12 protein-coding genes are annotated in these 15986 nt (G+C 67.0%); 9 read left to right on the top strand and 3 right to left on the bottom strand.

What is annotated here, in order from left to right; translation table 11 throughout:
• The first annotated feature begins 22 nt into the window (after positions 1-22).
• Together HDA44_RS03145 and HDA44_RS03150 are read left to right on the top strand one after the other, a co-directional pair.
• Complete coding sequence (locus HDA44_RS03145) at positions 23-3487, top strand: indolepyruvate ferredoxin oxidoreductase family protein (RefSeq protein WP_184831146.1); 3465 nt, start codon at positions 23-25, stop codon at positions 3485-3487.
• Positions 3468-4526 (top strand): Glu/Leu/Phe/Val dehydrogenase, encoded by a 1059-nt coding sequence (locus HDA44_RS03150; RefSeq protein ID WP_184831148.1) that lies wholly within the window; start codon positions 3468-3470, stop codon positions 4524-4526. The genes HDA44_RS03145 and HDA44_RS03150 overlap by 20 nt, the downstream gene beginning before the upstream one ends.
• A 49-nt stretch (positions 4527-4575) precedes the next feature.
• Here the strand turns inward: HDA44_RS03150 and HDA44_RS03155 are convergent, their stop codons facing one another.
• A complete protein-coding gene (locus tag HDA44_RS03155; protein ID WP_184831150.1) occupies positions 4576-5322 on the bottom strand; it encodes an SDR family oxidoreductase in 747 nt (248 codons plus the stop codon).
• A 263-nt stretch (positions 5323-5585) separates the two neighbouring features.
• Positions 5586-6683: a hypothetical protein gene (locus HDA44_RS03160; RefSeq protein WP_184831152.1), complete on the bottom strand. Its 1098-nt coding sequence runs from the start codon at positions 6681-6683 to the stop codon at positions 5586-5588.
• 795 nt (positions 6684-7478) lie between these two features.
• Between HDA44_RS03160 and HDA44_RS03165 the strand changes: the two genes are divergently transcribed.
• From HDA44_RS03165 to HDA44_RS03185, 5 genes are all read left to right on the top strand, one after another.
• Positions 7479-8384: a NucA/NucB deoxyribonuclease domain-containing protein gene (locus HDA44_RS03165; protein ID WP_184831154.1), complete on the top strand. Its 906-nt coding sequence runs from the start codon at positions 7479-7481 to the stop codon at positions 8382-8384.
• On the top strand, positions 8384-8926 hold the full coding sequence (locus HDA44_RS03170; RefSeq protein WP_184831156.1) for an SMI1/KNR4 family protein: 543 nt from the start codon (positions 8384-8386) through the stop codon (positions 8924-8926). Before HDA44_RS03165 ends, HDA44_RS03170 begins: the two co-directional genes overlap by 1 nt.
• Positions 8927-9082: 156 nt before the next feature.
• Positions 9083-9691, top strand: coding sequence for a hypothetical protein (locus tag HDA44_RS03175; protein ID WP_184831158.1), 609 nt, complete (start codon positions 9083-9085; stop codon positions 9689-9691).
• Between the two features lie 290 nt (positions 9692-9981).
• Positions 9982-10221 carry a hypothetical protein gene (locus HDA44_RS03180; RefSeq protein WP_184844889.1) on the top strand — a complete coding sequence of 80 codons (240 nt, stop codon included), beginning with the start codon at positions 9982-9984 and terminating at the stop codon, positions 10219-10221.
• Positions 10222-10451: 230 nt separating this feature from the next.
• Complete coding sequence (locus HDA44_RS03185) at positions 10452-12032, top strand: UDP-N-acetyl glucosamine 2-epimerase (RefSeq protein WP_184831160.1); 1581 nt, start codon at positions 10452-10454, stop codon at positions 12030-12032.
• A gap of 39 nt (positions 12033-12071) precedes the next feature.
• Here HDA44_RS03185 and HDA44_RS03190 read toward each other — a convergent pair whose 3' ends face one another.
• Entirely contained in the window at positions 12072-14150 is a 2079-nt protein-coding gene (locus tag HDA44_RS03190; RefSeq protein WP_184831162.1) for a tetratricopeptide repeat protein, read from the bottom strand.
• Between the two features lie 184 nt (positions 14151-14334).
• Here HDA44_RS03190 and HDA44_RS03195 point away from each other — a divergent pair, with 184 nt between their 5' ends.
• On the top strand, positions 14335-14799 hold the full coding sequence (locus HDA44_RS03195; RefSeq protein WP_184831164.1) for a hypothetical protein: 465 nt from the start codon (positions 14335-14337) through the stop codon (positions 14797-14799).
• A 206-nt stretch (positions 14800-15005) separates the two neighbouring features.
• Positions 15006-15983, top strand: coding sequence for a GlxA family transcriptional regulator (locus HDA44_RS03200; protein WP_184831166.1), 978 nt, complete (start codon positions 15006-15008; stop codon positions 15981-15983).
• Positions 15984-15986 lie beyond the last annotated feature (3 nt).

The raw sequence follows: 15986 nt of genomic DNA on the forward strand, positions 1-15986 counted from the left end.
CAGTAAACCGAAGGAGCACAGCATGCTCGTCGCCGCGCGTGCAGCGTCGGAGCTTCGACCGTACGACCAGGCCGAGGGCCGCATCTACCTGACCGGCATCCAGGCGCTGGCTCGGCTGCCGATCGACCAGGCGCGCCGCGACCGTGCCGCGGGGCGGCGTACGGCGGCGTACATCAGCGGCTACGAGGGCTCGCCCCTCGCCGGTTACGATCTCGAACTGGCGCGGCAGCTCAAGCTGCTCGACCGTCACGACATCGTCTTCGAGCCCGGCCTGAACGAGGAGGCCGCGGCGATGGCGGTGCAGGGCAGCCAGCTCGCGGCCGCCCGGTCGGAACGGTACGACGGGGTGGTGGGGTACTGGTACGGGAAGGCACCCGGTCTCGATCGGGCCACCGACGCGCTCCGGCACGCGAACCTGATGGGTGCCGCGGCTACCGGAGGTGCGGTCGCATTCGTCGGCGACGACCCTGGTGCGAAGTCCTCGACGGTGCCGAGTGCCTCGGAGCAGGCGCTGGCCGACCTCGGCATCCCGACGCTCTTCCCGGCAGACCCGGCGGAGATCCTCTCCCTCGGACTGCACGCGGTGGCGATGTCCCGGGTCAGTGGGCTCTGGTCGGCGCTGAAGATCGTCACCGCGGTCGCCGATGGTGGTGTCTCACTGGAGCTCGGCGCCGCCGCACAACCACGGATCCAGGTCCCCGCGGGGTCGTACGAGCACCGTCCCGACGGCCGGCTGGCCCCGCCGGCGGTGGCCGCTCTGGAGGAGGACCTGTGGGGGAAGCGACTCAGGATCGCCCGCGAGTACGCCGCATTGCACAATCTCAACGCGGTCACGGCACGCCACCCTGGGGACCGGATCGGAATCCTTGCACCAGGCAAGACCTACCTCGATCTGATCGAGGCGCTGCATCGCCTCGGGCTGGTCGAGGCCGAGCTCGAGCGATGGGGGATCCGGCTGATGAAGGTCGGCCTGGTCTGGCCGATTGAGGACACCGGTGTGCGCGGATTCGCCGAGGGGCTGCGTACGGTCGTGGTGGTCGAGGAAAAACGTGAGCTCGTGGAGACCGGCGTACGGAAGGCATTGGCCGTAGTTCCGGACACGCCGGAGGTGCTCGGAAAGCACGACCGCGACGGCGCGCCGCTCTTTCGGGCGTACGGAGAGCTGGGCCCGGAGACCATTGCGGCCGGGCTGGCCAGAGTCCTGTCCGACCTTGGCGCGGACATCCCGTCAGTGGCCGCCTACCGGGCTGAAGTGACTGCCCGGCGCGAGCGGCAACGGCTGTCCCTGTCGCTGACGCCGGTCGCGGTCCGGACGCCGTACTACTGCTCCGGATGCCCGCACAGCAGTTCCACCACCGAGAAGACCAAGTCGCTCGTCGGTGCCGGCATCGGCTGTCACGCGATGGTGCTGATGATGGACAGCGAGCAGGTGGGCGACATCGTCGGCGTCACCCAGATGGGTGGAGAAGGTACTCACTGGCTGGGGATGGCGCCGTTCGTCGAGGCCGATCATCTGGTGCAGAACCTGGGCGACGGGACCTTCCACCACTCCGGGAGCCTGGCGATCCGGGCCGCGGTCGCGTCCGGGCGCAACATCACCTACCGGCTGCTGCACAACTCCGCCGTCGCGATGACCGGCGGCCAGCAGGCGGTCGGCCGGATGACGCTGCGGAGCATGGTCGACAACCTGCGCTCGGAGGGCGTGCGGAAGATCATTGTGACCAGCGACGATCCCCGGCGTACGCGGCGCGAGGCCGGCCGCCAGGTCGCCGTATGGGATCGATCCCGGCTCGCGGAGGCGGAGACGTTGCTGGCCGGCGTGCGTGGTGTCACCGTGCTGGTGCACGATCAGGAGTGCGCCACTGAGTTGCGGCGGCGGCGGAAGCGCGGCCTCGCCGCGGCTCCGCGGGAACGAGTGCTCGTCAACGAGCGGATATGTGAGGGCTGCGGCGACTGCGGGGCCGTGTCGAACTGCCTGTCGGTGCATCCGGTTCCGACCGAGTACGGCGACAAGACCGCGATCCATCAGTCGTCCTGCACCTCTGACCGCACCTGCGTGCAGGGTGACTGCCCAGCGTTCCTGACCGTGACACCCGGAGGGGTCCGGCGCACTGCCACACCGGCGTCGCTGGCAGCGAAGGACCTGCCCGCCCTCGAGCAGCCCGGGCCGGTCGACCGTGACATCCGGCTGATGGGTATCGGCGGGCTCGGCGTGGTCACGACCACGCAGATCCTCGCTGTGGCAGCGTTCCTCGCCGGTCGGCACGTCCGCACGCTCGACCAGACCGGACTCGCGCAGAAGGGCGGCGCCGTCGTCTCCGACGTACGGATCTCGGCCGAGCCACTCGAACAGGGCAGCCGGCTCGGGTCTGGGGACTGTGACCTCTACCTCGGCTACGACCCACTCGTCGCCGCGGCCCAGGCCAACCTCGAAGTGCTCTCGCCGTCGGCGACCGTCGTGCTGTCGACGACCGTCGTACCCACCGGTGCCATGGTCCGCGACCGGCGTACCGGGCTCCCGGACGCAGCGGACCTGCGCGGCCGGATCGGGGCCCGGCTGACCGAGGGCGAGCTGCTGGCACTGGACGCGATCCGAGCAGCCGAGAATCTGTTCGGCTCCGGGCAGTTCGCGAACCTGATGCTCATCGGAGTCGCGCACCAGTGCGGGGCGCTCGGCCTTGGTGCCGACGTCGTCGAGGCTGCGATCGAGCGCGTCGGGATCGCGGTGGAGAAGAATCTGCAGGCGTTCCGCCGCGGGCGGCAGTTCGTGGCCGACCCAGCCGCCTTCGCGGCGGCGGCCGCCGAACCGGGTGAGCCGCCGTCGCCGGGCGACCTCGACGACCTTGTCCGTCGACGGCAGGCGGAACTGGTGGCCTACCAGGACGAGCGGTATGGACAGCGGTACGCCGACCTGGTGGCGACGGTACGCGCGGCCGAGGCGCAGGTTGCCCCGGACCGGACCGAGCTGACTGAGGCCGTGGTGCATGGGTTCTTCAAACTGCTTGCCTACAAGGACGAGTACGAAGTCGCCCGGCTGGCGTTGGACACCGAGGTCCGTCGCCGGATCGAGGCCGATCTCGGTCATCGGGCCAGAGTCACCTGGAACCTCCACCCACCGGTGCTCCGGGCGCTCGGAATGCGCCGCAAGCTCCGGCTCGGTCCGTGGTTCGGCGTCGTGTTCTGGATCTTGTACCGGATGCGCCGGCTTCGCGGCACGCGGTTCGACCCGTTCGGGCGTTCCGCGGTACGCCGGACCGAGCGGCGGCTTGCTACGGAGTACGAGCGCACCGTCCGGTACCTGTGCCGGCTGCTGTCGCCCGAACGCCTTCAGCCCGCGGTCGCTCTGGCCAGACTCCCCGAGACCGTCCGGGGCTACGAGGAGATCAAGATCCGCGCGGTCGCTGACTACGACGCGGCCCGCTGCGAGCTTCTCGGCGCCCTCGGACTCGACGAAAGTGAGGTGTCACGTGCAGCTACGGCTGATTGATTGGGGTGGCGTGCTTTGCGCCGTCCGGTGCGACGACGAGACCGGCGCGGCCTTTGTGATCGCGGTGCACTCGTTCGCGCTGGGGCCGGCCGCCGGAGGCACCCGGGCGATGGAGTATCCGTCGCTGGACGCGGCGGTCCTGGATGCGACCAGGCTTGCGGAGGCGATGTCGCTGAAGCTCGCTGTGGCCGGGCTGCCACTCGGCGGCGGCAAGTCGGTGATCGCGCTGCCGGTGCCGCGTGCCCGGCTCGATCCGGCGCGCTGGCGGCGCATCCTCGAGATCCACGCGGAGAATGTGGCTGCTTTCGGCGGCAACTACGTCACCGGCCCCGACGTCGGCACCACCGCCGCCGACATGGACGTCGTCCACGAATGTGGGGCGTACGCGACCGGCCGGACCCCGGCGACCGGGGGATCAGGTTCGAGTGCCCCGGCGACTGCCCGTGGCGTCCACATCGCAGTCAAGCGCGCGGCGGCCGAGGCCGGGTTCGACGAGCTCGACGGTCTCACGGTCTTGATCCAGGGTCTCGGCGCGGTGGGTGCGGAGGTGGCGCGGCGCGTCGCCGCGGACGGCGCTCGGCTGATCGTCGCCGACATCGACGAGCGGGCCGTCACCGCCGCGGTCAGGCTGGGTGCGACAGCGGTCCCCGTCGAGGACGTACTGCAGGTCGAGTCGGATCTCTTCGTACCGTGCGCCATCGGCGGAATCATCGACGCGGACGTCGCCGGCACCATCCGGACGAAGGCCATCGCGGGTGCGGCCAACAATGTGCTGACCGGCGGCGCCGCGGCCGAGGTGCTCCAGGGGCGCGGGATCGTGCTGGCCCCGGACTTCATCGCGAACGTCGGTGGGGCCGTCGACCTGGCCGGCCGGGAGTTCCTCGGCTGGGGCGACGTCGAGGTCGAGCAGAAGCTCGCGGAGATCGGCGACACGCTCGACCGCGTCTTCGCGGACGCGGCGACCGAGCACATCTCGACAGACGAGGCAGCGCGTTGCCTGGCCCGGCGGCGTCTGGAGGCGCTCCGCACCAGTCGCTGATTCACCTTGTCCAGTTCCGGCGCGGTGGGTACCACCGCGCCGGAAGCGGTCAGTGGCCGAGACCCTTGCCGAAGCCGCCGTCGACGGGGAGTTCGATGCCGGTGGCAAAGGTAGCGTCCACCGCCAGATAGAGGGCGGCGGAGGCGATCTCCTCGACGGTGCCGCCACGGCCCATCGGAGTGGACGCGTTGCCCTGCTCGATGAACTCGGCCCGCTGATCCGTGGTCAGCTCGGCCACGCCCATGGTGGGAGTGAGGATGAACCCGGGAGCGACCGCGTTGACGCGGATGCCGCGCGGCAGGAGCTCGGCGGCGAGGACCTTCGCGAAGGCGGCGACCGCCTCCTTCGCGCCGGAACAGGCGCTCAGGCCCGGGAAGATCTCGTCGTTCGAGACCGTGGTGAAGACGATCGAGCCGCCCTCGGCGATCAGCGGGGCCAGCTGCTGGACGGTGAAGAATGAGCCCTTGGTGTTGACACTGAAGATCCGGTCCCAGGACTCCTCGGTGACCTCTTCGAGCGTCTGAAACTCGGCGATGCCCTGGGTGACGAAGAGGTAGTCGATGCCGCTGAGAGTGTCCGAGGCCTGTTTGGCGAGCGTGGCGAGATCGGTCATATCGGTGACGTCGGAGCGCACCGGATGGGCCAGCGGAGTCTTCAGCTTCCGTGTCCTCGAGAGGTGCCTTACCGAGGTAGCCGAGCTCCACGGGTCGGAGACTGCACGCCAAGCTCGCAGTGTGCTGGGCAAGTATGTGCTCGACCAGCTCATTCGCGACGAACTGATCGACGCCTCGCCCATTGCAGGCAAGCGCCTCGATCTCGCCGGGGTCAAGGGTGACACCCAGACTCGTGGCGGTGTGGCTCTGAGCGTCGATGAGTGGATTGCCGTAATCGATTATCTGCTGGCTCTCGACCCTGCCGAGGGAGTCGAGCCCCCCAAGCGTGGGATGTACACACTTGAGGACCGCATTGCGGTAATAGCGAACGCTATCGACCTCACATTGCTGCAGTCCGTAACTGGTCTGCGGGTCAGCGAGGCTACGCGCGTCGACGCCCCGATGCTCACGTTCGACCGGGGACGGGACGGTCTTCGACTTGCCGCCGGAGATCACGAAGACGAAAAAAGGTCGCTTCGTTCACGTGACCGATCCGGCCATCGTGGCTCGGTTCAGACCGCGGTGGGAGGCGGCGCGCGAAAGAGGCGGTCCTTTGATTCCCAGTCCTGCCAAGCCTGGCGTTGTCTGGGACCAGAGGCAGCGTAACGAGGCGGTGAAGACGCTGTACCTGAGGATGGCCAAGGAACTGGATATTCCAGCTCTCGAGACCGAGCGTTCGCACGTCATTGACCGAGCTGCGGGCGGCAAGAAAGACGAGCAAAGTACGGAAGACGCAAGCCCTCCAGCGATCCCTGACGAACCGATCTGAGCCCCAAAGGATCCAGCGAATCGTGGCCTGACCAGGCAGTTCATAGCGAAAGTGCCCTCTGACCAGGCACTGTGGCGAGAAGCCTTTAGATAATGAGAAGGTCGTCGGTTCGATTCCGACACCTGACCTCCACCCGCGCTTCCTGGTGCGCCATTGGGCGGCCTGTGCGGCCAAAGTGGCGGCGCGATTGTGCTCGCGCAGGGCGGCGACCGCCTCGTCTCGGACCTGTTGCCAACGCAGGCGCCGTTCGGCGAGGTTGATCGTTTTCGTGTCGCTGAAGGTGGACTGGCGAACCGGGATGCCGCTGGCGACTGCGATGGTTAGCCGGCCGGAGGGGACCTTGTCGTACGTCGGAACCCGTGGGTAGCCCCACCTCTCGAAGTCGCGGTGCTCTTTCGCGGTTGGTTGGTGCGGGACTTTGTCGTCGTTCTCGGAGACCTGTAGGCCGTATGTGTGTCCAGTGATGGAGACAGCGAGGTCGGCGGGATGGTGATCGTCGCGGTTCCGGGCCGGGCAGGTGACTTCCCACCCCCGTGCTGAGGCGCTCTTGGCTATCGCATCGAGCAGGCATAGTGCTCTTTGCCGGACGTTGCCCTTGAACCGCAGCCGATGCTCCTTGTCGGCGCGGAGCGCGACGATCGCGGTGTGGGCTTTGACGAGCCGATCGGATACCTCGATCGGCTCCAGGACGGCGTTCATCCAGGCTGGCTTGTCTACCAACTGCAGCACCCTCATGGGCCAGCTGCGGTGTGCTATGTCCAGCAGCTTGCCCTCGGGGACCTTTCCGTGCCGTATGGCTGAGGACACGAGGTTGTCGTAATAGTTGTGGAAATCCTCGACTCAATGCTCCCGCCTGCTGCCACGATGTCGGCAATCATCTGGTCAACCGGGCGCAAGGCGGTGACTTTCCGCTCTGCGCGTGCCGGAATGGTCGGTCTCGCCGGGGACGATATCGCCGCGCTCTTTGCGCGTGTCGTGTCCGAGGTGTTCGTCCAGTGTCCAACTGGGTAGCAGCCGTGCTCGGCGAAATGCCGACCGGCCTCCGTTGCCTCCGCTTTCCACACGCCGCGCTTCTTGGTCACGGTTGACATAGTTGTCTGTAACGGTGTGGGGATTTCGCACGATGTGAGAGCTGACGAGTCCGCCCCTCTGCCAGGAGTTGATCCGTGAGGTCTCGAACGCTCATCTGTGCTGGCGTGGCCTTTCAGCCTGCTCGTCGGATTCAGCTCTCAGGCGTCGGCTGATCCTGTCCAACAGACGCCTGGCCCAGCGGCGGTTGCTCAGGCTCGCCCGAACAGCGTGTTGGGGCCAGCGAAACTGATGCCGCCGATGAAGAAACTGGCGAAAGGAGCAACGGGAGAAGGACTTCCAGCGTGCGCTGAACGCCTACGCGATTCAGTCGGGGCAGACCTACTCTGTCGATGCGAGTTCCATTCAGCCGGCGACGGCGGGCAGGAGTAAGTTCGCCGCAGCCACGGAGCCGGTCGTATCTACAACCACTACCAGTGGTGCGCGTGGACCGACTCCAAGATGGACTATTACGAAGACTTACCGACCGTCGGCCGATCCAGGACGGGGCGCCTGACCTGGCGTACGACGCTGATCGGCTGGGGATCGAAGAGCACGAACCAGGTCGTCGTGCGTGTCTACATCGATCAGGTCAACGCGGACAACGGCAGCAAGGTGACCCCGGGCAACGCGAGTCTTCGGATGTCGCTTTCGTGCGATTTCGTGTACGGCAACACGAGCTGTGGCGATGCACCTGGCTCGTGCCACGAGGCGACCTTCGCCCAGTTGGCCGCCGGAACGCCTCTGGAGTTCACGACGACCGTCGACCTGCCGGCGGCCACACCTGAGCTGCCGGACCGCAAGACCGGACTCAACCTCGGTGTGAAGTTCGATGCCTTGACCACGCTCGCGGCCGGTCAGACCTTTCCCGCCGGCACGATCAAGTCGGTCGTGCGGTGTGACGGCTCCACCCGGTCAACCTTCAACGGTCCGGCGTGCATCTTCGCGGGGGTCGTTCCGCAGTGGACCCTCAACAGGGCGGACGGTGAGGTCGGTGATGTCGCGAAGCACGTCTACCAAGCGATCAATGATCCGAACTCGACGGTGCCACCGGACCCCAGTGGCAACAAGTACATCCCCTACAACCTCACCCGGACCGTCGACACGAATCTGAACCAGGCGCAGCGGGACCGGGCGAAGTATCAGTGCAAGAAGTGGTTCAACAGCGAACCCGACGAGCAGTGTGACGAGTACCCCTTCGCGTCGTCCTATGAAGGCACATTCAACGATCCGGAGACCAACTACTCGGTCAAGCTTATCGACGCCACGCAGAACGAGACCGAGGGCTGGAAACGTGGCCTCTGGTACAAAGACGACCGGATCTTGGAGTTGGACGGCTTCAGAGTGATCGCGTACCAGGAGCGATGATGAGCATCGTGTCGGACTGGCAGGCCATCGACGTCGAACTACGCCAGCGGGCCCCGCGGATTCTCGCGGACCTCCGTCCGCCGATCACCGAGTCGGAGGCGGAGAACTGGGCCCACACGGCTGGTGTGTTGCCGGTCGAGCTGCGAGAGCTGTACGACGCGCACGCAGGCACTGCGACCCGCGGCAGTTCCGGGTTCAGCTTCATCGGGGAGTGGTACCCGTTCACCGTTGACGAGGCCCTTGTGCGCTACCAGCGGTGCCGCCGGATGGCAGAGTCCTGGGAACGTCCGCCGCTGATTCCATTCGCGATCGACCTGAGCGGGAGCTACCTGGCTGTCCGGCCCGGCGGCCGCGGCGACCTCAGCATCATCCTGGACGACGCGGGTGATGCGCCGTATGAGAGATACCCCGACATCGCCACGCTCGTCGCCAGCACTGTCGATGGGCTCCGCGGCAACAGCCCAGATTACCGAGCCGAGCTCGCCGAGCAGTACCTGTCCTGGACAAACCTGGAGGAAGAGGCAGATGACCGTGGCTATTAGCCGCGCACGACACCTCTCTCGCAGCGTCGTCGTACTGCCAGTCGTGGCGCTGTTGACGGTTGCACTGTTGACCGCGGGTGTGTCCTCGAGCGAGGCCGCTGGGCAGCGCGCGGCGGCCTCGTGCACTCTCACTTCAGCTACCCAACCTCGTGGGGCGTGTTCGACACCACCAGCCTTGCGCCGTGGACCTGGCAGCCGGCCGGCGCCAGAACCCGAGGCGACACCACCCTTGCTACCGCGGGCCAGCAGACCCCCGGCACGGCAGACTCCGGGCAGATCCAGGCGGCCGTGCCGCAGAACACCCCAACCACCGACATCCGCATGGTGTCAAAGATCGACGCGCTGCCGACCAACAACTGCGCAGGTGGCATCAACGCCCACGTGTACGCGCAACGCTATGCCATCGCACCGCACGGACTCATCAACTATGGCGGCCGTAGCGGCTCTCTTCAGCAACTCAACTCCAGCACCGGGGGATGGTTTGTGGTTCAGAACTTCACCACGGACAGCACCGGTCACTGGAGAGGCAATGTCACGTGGCCAAGCCCTGTGGGATCGGCGCTTTCTGCTCGTGTCGTCATCTATGACGGGCAGTACATCTTCGGCAGCATCAGTCCGACCTGTACGGGAACGACCCTCCCGCCGTGCCCGACCACGCCGGCAGCGAGGACCAGCGGCCGCGACACGGTCCTCGGGTTGAGCGATCCGAAAGTTGCACCCAACAAGGAGGAACCGGGACCACTCGAGCCACCATCCGTGCGCTAGGCGCATCGCTCGACGGCACACCAGTCATCAGGGCGTGCGAGGCAGACGGCCCGGACTCATCTTCCCACCCTGGCACAGCCCAGCTCGACCCTGCGCTGGTCATGCACGAGGTGCCGGTCGGCGGCTCGCTCGATCACGTCTGGACGCTCGTCGACGGCCTGCCGAATCATGCGGCTCCCTGGCGCTGCTCCGTCACTGCTCCGTCGGAGGCTGCTAAGCGTCGATCACCGGCGAGGGAGGTTGAGTAAGAAAGGCCAGGTCGGGGGCATGTTGACGGATTCCGGTCGCGGGTGGCGCTCAGCACCGGGAAGATCCTCGACATCTTCGAAGGCACCCAACAAATCCAGCAACTGATCGTCGCCCGCCGCCTCCTAGGCCTAACCTCAGCCGAGCTCAAACAGCCCTGGTATCCGCAGCCTCCGGTCGACGGCCTGCCGCGCTCGGTCGTAAGAGGACACGGCCATCCGGGTCGGCTTGCCGCCCAACCGCGTGCCATGCCGATCAGAGCACTCCGGAACCTGGAGCCGTGAACAGGAGTTGATAACGTCGGGGCATTATGGATCGATTGGCAACGTGATGGGGACAGCGACAGCGGGAGATAGGTGGACGATCCATGCTGTCCTGTCACGGTCTTGTGAATGGGGCAGTCGCTCGCCAGACGCCGGCAGCCACCGCGTAACGTTGGCTCGTTGGCTCGTTGGCTCGTTGGCTCGTTGGCTCGTTGGCTCGTTGGCTCGTTCTGTGAGCTGTCGGTGGGCGGATGAGCCCGCAGTGGGAGACGGTCACTTCTGAGCGGCGGGTCCTGGCAGTCGCGCGGACGGTGACGTCGCTGAATCGGCTGCTCGAGGTTCTGGTGGTGTTCGGCGACGATCCGCGAGTGGGTGTGGAGTTCGTCGTCAGCTCCGGGTCGAGGTTCGGCGCGGAGGTGCCGGCCGTGCTGCGGCGGCTCGGCGCGCGGATTGTCGACTGGGACGATGCCGTGGCGACCACGTATGACCTGATCTTGTCGGCGAGCGAGCACGACGATCTGCATGAACTGCATGGACCATTGGTACTTCTGCCGCATGGCGCAGGGTTCCAGAAGTACTCGCCGCACAACGTTGGGGGCACGCGCGAGCGGGCCGGACTGACGACCCGTGCGCTCTGGCGCGATGACCGCCGCGTACCGTCGCTGGTCGTTGTTTCCCATCGCAACCAACGCCGGCTGCTTCCCGAGTTCGCGGACCGGATTCTGGTCGCTGGTGATCCAGCGATGGACGCCTTGATTCAGTTGGCCGGCTACCGCGAGGAGCTTCGTCGCCAGTTCGGCCTGCAACCCGGCCAACGGCTGGTGACGGTGACCTCGACCTGGGGCCCGCGATCGCTGCTGGGGCGCTGGCCGACGCTGCCGCCGCAATTGCTGGCGGAGCTTCCACTCGACGAGTTTCGGGTGGCCGTCGTACTCCATCCGAATGTCTGGGCCGAGCACGGCGGGTGGCAGATCCGGAATTGGCTTCGGACGGCGCTCGCCTCCGGACTGATCTTGGTGCCGCCGACGGGACCGTGGCAGAGTGCACTTGCGGCCGCGGAGTGCGTGATCGGCGATCACGGGTCGTTGTCGGCGTACGCGACTGGACTCGGAACCCCTTTGATTCTCGGCGCTTTCGGCGCTGAAGAAGTACCTAGGGATACCGCGATGTGGCAGCTGGGCCGGACGGCGCCGCGCTTGGACGGACATCTGTCGCTGGCGGACCAGATCAGGGCAGCACTGTCGAGCGTGGACATCAACCGCGGCCTGGCGGCGGAAGTGTTCGAGCGCGAAGGGCAGTCGCTGGACATTTTGCAGCGTGAGTTCTTCGAGATGCTCGGCCTTGCGCCGGTGCATCGTCCTCGCGCGGCCGTACCAGAGGTCTGGGACGCCCGGCCGCCGAATATCCGCGCTTTCCAGGTGGAGGTGGCGGACGACGGATCGGCGCTTCGGGTCGAGCGGTTCCCCGCGGAGCTGGACGAGTTCGCGCGGCCGGGTGCCGCGCGTCGGCTTGTTGCGTACGGCGACGCTGAAGAGGCGATCCTGCAACGCGCCGCGGCGATCGTTGCGCCGGACGCCACCGATGGCAGCTGGGCCTCAGCCATCCTGGATCGGTACCCGGGATGCCGGCTGGTCGTCGCACCGAAGAACCCCACTTCAGCCGCACTGACCGCGCGGCACGGCCCGACCGCCTACTCCATGACGTATCGCGGGATCGACGGCGTCGTGGCGGCAGCGATCTGGCTGTACCTGCGCGCCGAGGGATTCGAACGGACCGAGGTGACGGCAACGGTCGGCGATGCGGCCGGTTCGGTCGAGGTCACGTCCCACTGAGGTGCCGACGATGGTTGGATGCGGTCGGCTTGGTCGAGATCACGTCCCGCCGAGGTGGCCGAGCTCGGTCAGGCGCTGTCCGACGGCAGTGCCGCGAGGATCGTCGGTGGCCGCGAAGATCGACTGGAGCTTGGTCAGGTAGCTCGTCTCGGCGACCGCGTCACCTGCCTCCTGAGCCAGTTGGCGCAGCAACTCCAGCGGCGCTACGACCAGAGTGGTCTGTCCCAGCGGCGCTACCCGGCGAAGTGCGTCATTGAGTGCCTCCACCGCATCGTCCGATCGGCGAAGGGCGCGGAAGACCCGCGCCTTGCTGTGCAGGATGCGCGACTCGGCCCGATGGTCGCCGAGTCCCGTGATGAGCTGTTCTGCCCGGTTCAGTGCCGCCAGCGCCTCGTCGTACCGCCCTAGCTGGTTGAGACAGCGGCCGCGGAACTGTGACTGCAATGCGATGCCACGTCGGTCTCCGAGCTCTTCGTTCAGACGCAGTGATTCGTCGAACGCCGCGAGCGCACTTGCGGCGTCGCCATAGCGGGCGCGGAGCTGGCCCTCGAAGTCGAGCACCGATGCTCGCAACGCGCGGTCGTCGACGATGTTGCTCAGTTCGGTCGCGGCCTGGATGTCGGCTTCTGCCTGGCCAAGGTCGCCCTGCTCCATCCAGGCACGGGCGCGATAGCACCGCATCCGCGCTTCGGCCCGTCGGTCGGCGGAACGTTCGGCGGATTCCACGGCAACGGTGCCGGCCTTGATCCACTCGTGGTACAGGTTGTGGCTGGTGTGGAAGGGCCAGCAGGCTTCGAAGATCTGCCAGGCCTCGGTGTCGAGTCCCTGCGCCGCCGCACCGACGATGACCTCGAGCAGCGCATCGTGCCAGGTCTCGAACCACCGCATCGCATCTTGGGCGTCGGCGAACGCGGGACTGCCGGCTTCGAGGTCGGTCGGGGTCACTCTGAACCGGTCGCGCTGAACGGCATGATCGGCCGCGACAGCCAGCGAACGCCATGACCGGATCATCCGGGCTCGCCCAGCGTCGCGGAGGCCGGTGTCTGTCGACCAGCCGGCGCGCTCCGCGTGTGAGCGTACGAGCGACAGCATCCGGTAGCCGCCGTCGGTCAACTGGAGCAGGTCGAGCCGTACGAGTTCGCTGAGTGCTGCCCCCACGTCGACCGTGGTTTCCGCCAGCAGGGCTGTGATGGTCTCCTTGGGCCAGCGATCGGCTGGAACCGTGCCGAGTGCTCGGTACGTCATTGCGACGTCCTTGCGCATCACGTCCTCGAAGGAGTCGAAGATTGCCGTCAGGGAGTGCCGGATACCTGCTCGTGCGGGCGTTGGCTCGGCGTCGTGTACGCGTGACTCGAGGTCCGCGACCAGGTGCTCGACCGAGAGTTCAGGCTCGAGCTGTAGCTGCCGGGCGGCGATCTTGAGGCCGAGTGGTGACCCGGAGCACAGAGTGACGAGACGGTCGACGGCATCGTTCTGTCCGGCCAGACGGTCCGCTCCGAGGATCGTGGACATCAGTTCCAGTCCGTGCTCGGCATCGAGACCGCCGAGGCGGCGCACCGTAGCGCCGTCGAGGGCCAGGTCGTCGAGCCGGATGTTGCCAGCGGCAATGACCATTGCCGCCGACGAGTTCGGTGTCAGCTGGCTGATCTGCGCGGCATCCGTCGCTCCGTCCACAAGTACGAGCACCCGGCGCCGGTCGGTGACGGCGAGGAAGCGGCTTCGCCGGGACCGGAGGTCAGGCGGTACGGCGGCCAGATCAACGCCGAGATCAGACAAGGCCGAGCCCAGTACATCGGCCATGGCGCCGCCCGGAATCTGCTCGAGGTCAAGCTCGATCGCGTGGTCGAAGTATTCCTCCACCGCGTCTGCCAACCGGCGTAGCACACTGGTCTTGCCCGACCCGGGCACGCCGTGGATTGCGAGCACCGGAGGGCGCGACCGAGGAGTCGTGGCGAGAGCGGTCACCGCCGCCACCAGTTCGGTCCGGTTGACGAAGTTCCCGACCGGTGCCGAAACCGTCCAGATCCTTGCCGCGGCCGGCGGACGGATCGCGTTCAGGACGGGTTCGGAGGCATCGAAGGCTCTGCCCGGCTGGGAGCTGTTCCCGTCAGCCGCCATTCGCGTCCCTCCGTAAAGCCTGTCGGGCAATCGACATCACGCAGTCCTCCCGGGTCCGATCACGCACAGTTCACTCTAAGACACAGCGCGGATCAGCGCGGTGGGTGCGGCGATCCCGGCAATGCTGTCTTTTGCCACGGCGCGCGCACTGTGACAGCGGCCGGGCGACGGTACGGTGTCCGGCATGAATCCGACCTGGCTGACGATCGTCGTGGCCGTCATCGGCGTACTCGGGACGCTGAGCGCCGGCTGGCTGACCGGCCGCCGCGCCGACCGAGCGACGAACGCGGACCGGGCGGCACGTCAGCTCGAAGAGGAGCGGTCCTTGAAGCGCGCGACGTACGCCGATGTCCTCCGCACGGCGCGCACGCTCGACCGGAGGGTGGCAGCAAGTCGTAGCGCTACCGAACTGGACGACGTACTGGAGCAACTCCTGAGCGCGGCGAGCCACGTCGAGCTGCTCTCACCCGAACTGGCTTCCGGCCTGCTCTCGACTGTCATCGACCTTGCCGAGCGGCTCGTCGATCTCGCCAAGCGCCGACCGGCAACTAATGAAGTCATCGACGAGACCCGCGCGGACTACACGTCAGCGCTCGACGACCTCACCCACCGCCTGCACACCGAGATCAGTCGGCCTTCTCCCCACTAGAAGCCGAGAAGGTCCTGCTCATCTCTTGTGGTCAGGCGGGGCTGCCGGAGGTGATAGTTGGCCGGCGATCCAGCCGAACAGGATCAGGAACATGACCCCGGCGACGTAGACGACGAGCTGGAGGAGGATGAGCACGCAGACCATCGTCGCGAGGCTTGGCAGCGCTCGACAGTGGCAACAATGCCCAACTCCGATAGATTCTCGCCATGCATCGTGTCGCCGTCGTCGCCGCTGATCACGTGAAGACCCTCGAGCTCGCGATCCCTGGTCAGGTGTTCGGGACCGCGAGCTCGCAAGACAAACCGGTCGGAGAGGTGTTCGGCGCTCCGCTGTACGAAGTGGCCGTGTGTGGGGAGCGTCCCGACCTGGTCGTGTGCGGCCGCGGGGGAGCGGTGATGTTCCGGATGACCGCGCCCCATGATCTGACCGCGGTCCTGACGGCCGACACGGTGATCGTGCCCGGTACGCGGACGGACGTCGAACCGTCCGTCGAGGTGCTCGACGTCCTTCGTCAGGCGCACGGCCGCGGCGCGAGGATCGCCTCGGTCTGCTGTGGCGCCTTCGTCCTCGCCGCGGCGGGGCTGCTCGACGGGCGGCGGGCAACGACGCATTGGACCTCCGCCGAGAACCTTGCCCGGCGGTTCCCTCGGGTCGAGGTCGATCCTGACGTGTTGTTCGTCGACGCGGGCGATGTACTGACTTCGGCGGGGGCGGCGACCGGCCTCGACCTGTGCATTCACATGGTCCGCAACGACTTCGGCGCGGCGGTCGCGGCCGACGTCGCTCGTCACATCATCATTCCGCCGCAGCGCACCGGCGACCAGGCGCAGTTCATCGTGCACCGGGAGCCCACGGCTGACAGTGGTTCACTCGAGCCGACGATGCGCTGGCTGCGTGACCGCGTCGGTGAGCCGTTGACGCTGTCCGACATCGCACGGCATGCGGCCATCAGCCCGCGCACCCTCAACCGGCGATTCCGGGAACAGACCGGGATGACGCCGCTGCAATGGCTCCTTACTCAGCGCGTACGCCACGCCCAAGAACTTCTGGAAACCACCTCACTGTCGGTCGAGGACATCGCCCGGCACTGTGGGTTCGGCACCGCAATCAATCTGCGCCAGCACTTCACGCGCCGGGTGCACCTGTCCCCGTTGGCCTACCGGCGTGCCTTCCAACTGGGCTGAGTC

Origin of the sequence: Kribbella solani, assembly GCF_014205295.1 — a bacterium.
GTDB lineage: Bacteria > Actinomycetota > Actinomycetes > Propionibacteriales > Kribbellaceae > Kribbella > Kribbella solani.

Bases quoted from the DNA above. Each gene is read 5' to 3' on its own strand.
- HDA44_RS03185 (WP_184831160.1), top strand. From the start codon at position 10,452: ATGAGCCCGCAGTGGGAGACGGTCACTTCTGAGCGGCGGGTCCTGGCA.
- HDA44_RS03170 (WP_184831156.1), top strand. From the start codon at position 8,384: ATGAGCATCGTGTCGGACTGGCAGGCCATCGACGTCGAACTACGCCAG.
- HDA44_RS03160 (WP_184831152.1), bottom strand. From the start codon at position 6,683: ATGAGGGTGCTGCAGTTGGTAGACAAGCCAGCCTGGATGAACGCCGTC.
- HDA44_RS03195 (WP_184831164.1), top strand. From the start codon at position 14,335: ATGAATCCGACCTGGCTGACGATCGTCGTGGCCGTCATCGGCGTACTC.
- HDA44_RS03200 (WP_184831166.1), top strand. From the start codon at position 15,006: ATGCATCGTGTCGCCGTCGTCGCCGCTGATCACGTGAAGACCCTCGAG.
- HDA44_RS03155 (WP_184831150.1), bottom strand. From the start codon at position 5,322: ATGGGCGAGGCGTCGATCAGTTCGTCGCGAATGAGCTGGTCGAGCACA.
- HDA44_RS03145 (WP_184831146.1), top strand. From the start codon at position 23: ATGCTCGTCGCCGCGCGTGCAGCGTCGGAGCTTCGACCGTACGACCAG.
- HDA44_RS03165 (WP_184831154.1), top strand. From the start codon at position 7,479: ATGGACTATTACGAAGACTTACCGACCGTCGGCCGATCCAGGACGGGG.
- HDA44_RS03190 (WP_184831162.1), bottom strand. From the start codon at position 14,150: ATGGCGGCTGACGGGAACAGCTCCCAGCCGGGCAGAGCCTTCGATGCC.